The sequence below is a fragment of the Waterburya sp. genome, from assembly GCF_058530065.1.
The window spans coordinates 1-3197 of the sequence record NZ_JBZNBU010000408.1; the positions used below are offsets into that span (position 1 = coordinate 1).

4 protein-coding genes are annotated in these 3197 nt (G+C 36.4%); 2 read left to right on the forward strand and 2 right to left on the reverse strand.

The genetic code is table 11. The features are described from left to right. Nucleotides 1–647, forward strand: a 647-nt coding sequence (locus AC33VI_RS22910) for a helix-turn-helix domain-containing protein (protein ID WP_491784575.1), incomplete at its 5' end; no start/stop codon positions are given. Nucleotides 648–754: 107 nt separating this feature from the next. On the opposite strand, the gene AC33VI_RS22915 is transcribed toward AC33VI_RS22910, so the two are convergent. After that, a complete protein-coding gene (locus AC33VI_RS22915; protein WP_491784576.1) occupies nt 755–1489 on the reverse strand; it encodes a response regulator in 735 nt (244 codons plus the stop codon). Nucleotides 1490–1950: 461 nt separating this feature from the next. Between AC33VI_RS22915 and AC33VI_RS22920 the strand changes: the two genes are divergently transcribed. After that, complete coding sequence (locus tag AC33VI_RS22920; RefSeq protein ID WP_491784577.1) at nt 1951–2217, forward strand: hypothetical protein; 267 nt, start codon at nt 1951–1953, stop codon at nt 2215–2217. Nucleotides 2218–2318: 101 nt separating this feature from the next. Here the strand turns inward: AC33VI_RS22920 and AC33VI_RS22925 are convergent. Next, the coding region (locus AC33VI_RS22925) for a glutathione S-transferase family protein (protein ID WP_491784578.1) at nt 2319–3197 on the reverse strand (879 nt) is incomplete at its 5' end.

Consider the following 3197-nt stretch of genomic DNA (forward strand, 5'->3'; position numbering starts at 1 on the left):
AACGCAGTTGGGATGTTTTATTAAATCGATTGTCCGTAAAAATTGCCGTTAGCAGATCGAAACATAAAATCAAGACCAATTATAATCCCCGTCAAGCCGAAGCCGAACTTTTATTCGAGAAACTCAGAAAACTCCGCAAGCAAATTGGCGATCGAAACTCTCTTCCACCCTATATGATTTTTGCTGATTCTAGTTTGAGATTGATGGCGCAACTCCGCCCGAAAAACCTAGAAGAGTTTGCTAATTTATCAGGGGTTAATGAATATAAAGCGCAACAATATGGCAACAGTTTTATTTCAGCTATCTTAGAATTTGATGCCCTACATCAATTACCCGTTAGCCTGCCCTCCAAAAGCGAAATGGAGACACTACAACTCTATCAACAGGGTTTAAGTGTGGCAGAAATGGCTCGACAGAGAAATGTTACCGAATCAACCATTAACAATCATCTGAGTAAATTAATCGAACTGAATCAACCAGTAGATATTACTAAATTAGTTGCCCATGAAAGACAAGAGGCAATAATTAAGGCGATCGAAAAAGTAGGAGATATCGCCCTCTCTCCCATTAAAAATCTCCTCGGACAAGACTATACTTATGACGAGATCAAATTAGTACGAGGTTGGTGGCGCAAACAAAAAAAATAAAAATAAATGATAGTTCTATTTAATAACATTAATCGGAGTTCTATATTTCTCTACCTTTCCCCTTTCCCTTTTAACTAGTCCTAGCAAACCAATCTTTAGACTGAATATTAAGATAAGGCAACAGCTACTAAAAATCCCAAACAGGACAAAATAATAAAAACTAGCAGTTTAAACTCAAAACTTTGAATTGTTTTCTTGGTTTGGGTTGCTTTAACACCATGAACCCAAGGATTACGTTTATTTTTTTGTTTTTGGTAGGTATGATATTTTTCTTGAACTTGCTTTTTGGCTAATAATAGCTCTAATTTATCTAAATTAGCTCTATCTTCCCTAGATAAAACGCTAGTAGTTACTTTAGTCGAATCAGAGTTAACTTCTTGTTGCTTGCTTAGATTTTTATCTGATGCTAAATCTAATTTAGGTTCTTTGGGCTCGACAAATTGTTTTTCTAGTAATTCTGATTTAATGGCTGAATAACCGCGATGAACCAGTCTAATAGACCATTCTAATTCTTGGGAAGAAGCATTTTTCAGTAAATAACCTTTAGCACCTAATTCAGTAGCTTTTTGGACATAACTTTCTTCTTCATGACTACTCAGCATAATAACTTTTATCTGAGGAAACCTCTCGCCAATCTGCTGGGCTAAGGTCAAGCCATCTATCTCTGGCATATCAATATCTAGAAGAATTATATCAGGTTGAAGAATTTCAATTTTCTCTAGGGCGACTCTAGCATCTGCCACATCTCCAACAACTTCAATCTCGCTTTTTTTTTCTAGTAGTATTTTGATACCTTCTCTAACTAATTTTTGATCGTCAACTATAAGAATGCGAATCATCATTAATAGTGCTAAATGAAAAATTAAATGGGTACTCGAATTACTAATCAATTATCATACATTTTGTAATTTTAAGATAGGATTAAATGCCTTTTTTTTCTAAAAAACTTGGTTTCTTCACAAACTAAAAAATTGCCATAGTTAGAAAAAAAATTTAAGTATTTTATCATGTTACCAATCAATTAATCTTTAAAACTTGCGAAACCTATAAGGGGAGGGACTTTGGGGATCGGTTAAAATTTTAATCTTGGTTGATTTTAATCATAGTTTTTACGGGATTTTACACAAGGTTAAGTCATAATATAAAGATATTATTAATATAGTTAAAGTAGTTTAGGTTTCCATTGAGGACAACAGAATAATTATTATTACTCCTTTAACCCAGACTGTGGATATTCTCGTCAAAATCAAAAGCGATCGCGGTTGTGAATTAATCATGAATAAACGTTGATAAAACCGTAAAAGTGCTACCCCGACCTAGTTGGCTGATTACCTTACTCGATACACCAGAACCACTACTAGGTTTTAGCCGTAAGTGCGATCGGCAACATCTGATTTGCTTATTTAATTTGAGTCCTCAACCATTGCATCACGATTTATCAGTTTATGGAAAATGTGAAGATGCCAACGAAGTTGATTTTAATAGTCGCCGATATGACAATACGGTAGAAATTCCCGCTTGTGGGGTGTTTTTTGGTAATTGCGATCGCGAGGACAAATTGACAAGATGAAGGAGATACAAGTAATTGCTTACTTTTATCGGTGAGATATCGATCGGACTATTTCACTGGCTGCAACCTCGTCGGAGGTAAACAGATTTTAGTATTTACTTTTACTCAAAACTAATTAAAGGACCTTGAGGAACGATGCCACTGGGGTTGATATGAGGATGACTTTGATAGTAGTGCAGTTTGATGTGTTCTAGGTTGCAGGTATCTTTTATCCCTGGATATTGATAAATGCGCTTGAGGTAGTTCCATAAATTAGGGTATTCCCAGATGTGGTGTAGGTTGCATTTAAAATGGACGTAATAAACTGCATCAAAACGAAACAACGTGGTAAACATACAGATGTCTGCCTCAGTTAGTTTGTCGCCACAAAGATATTCTTGTTTTGCCAAAATATCTTCCCAGTAGTCTAAAGCTGCAAACAATTCCTTAACTGCCTCTTCGTATGCTTCTTGAGACTGGGCGAATCCTGCTTTATATACGCCGTTATTAATGGGAGAGTAAATATCGTCGATCGCTTTATCTACTTTGTCTTGTAATTCTTGAGGATAGAGATTAATGTCGTTTTGCGCGATCTCGTTAAATTCAGTATCAAGCATCCTGATAATTTCGCGGGATTCATTATTAACAATGGTTGAGGTTTGTTTATCCCACAAAATTGGTACGGTAACTCGCCCCGTATAGTTAGAATCGGCGATCGCATATATCTCTCTTAAATACTTAGTATTATTGACCCGATCGGGAATAGAACCTGGAAAATCGGAAAAATGCCAACCATCATCGCCCATATAAGGATTTACTACTGAAATACTAATAGCATCGGTCAATCCCTTTAAACTACGCATGATTAAGGTACGATGTGCCCAAGGACAAGCATAGGACACATATAAGTGGTAGCGGTTGGGTACTGCGGGAAAATTATTCCCACCATCAGCGGTAATGCGATGCCTTTGGCTAGCTACGCAATCGCGAAAAGTTGTGGG